The sequence below is a fragment of the Amycolatopsis sp. SID8362 genome (assembly GCF_010550475.1).
In the GTDB taxonomy this organism is placed as follows: Bacteria; Actinomycetota; Actinomycetes; order Mycobacteriales; family Pseudonocardiaceae; genus Amycolatopsis; species Amycolatopsis eburnea.
On sequence record NZ_JAAGNB010001593.1, the window covers coordinates 1 to 475 of the forward strand.

Annotated in this window: 1 pseudogene; it reads right to left on the minus strand. The window is 76.2% G+C overall.

Features of this window, described 5'->3' with window-relative positions:
• Positions 1-475: pseudogene (locus G3I65_RS48955) on the minus strand (glutathione/cysteine ABC transporter permease/ATP-binding protein); the annotation flags it as partial.

Below are 475 nucleotides of genomic sequence, written 5' to 3' on the forward strand. Positions count from 1 at the left end.
GCCGAGCCGGACCAGGGCGTTCCAGACCCGCACCCGGAGCCGGCCGGCGATGCGGAACGCGGCGTCGTGGGTGACCAGGCGTTCGACGTAGCGCAGCCCGGCGCGGCCGAGTCCGAAGGCGCGGACGCCGACGACCGCGACCGTCAGGGTCAGGATCGGAGGCTGCTGCGAGGCCTTGGCGATGAGCCAGCCCGACGTCGCGGTCAGGGCGACCCCGGCCAGCAGCGCCACCGCGCCCAGCACGGCGCCGCCGAACAGGCGGCCGTCGAGGAGCGCGCGCCAGCCGACCGGCGCGGCAACAGCGTCCTTTGTGGACGTTTCAGGAGCCGGGGCGGGGTCGGGAGCCACGTCGACTGCGGCCGTGCGCTCGTGGGCCGCGATGACGGCCGCGGCGCCGTTGTCGACCGCGCGCTGGACCGCGTCGAGGACCAGGCGGGCGGTGGCTTCGTCGAGGTGTGCCGTCGGCTCGTCGAGC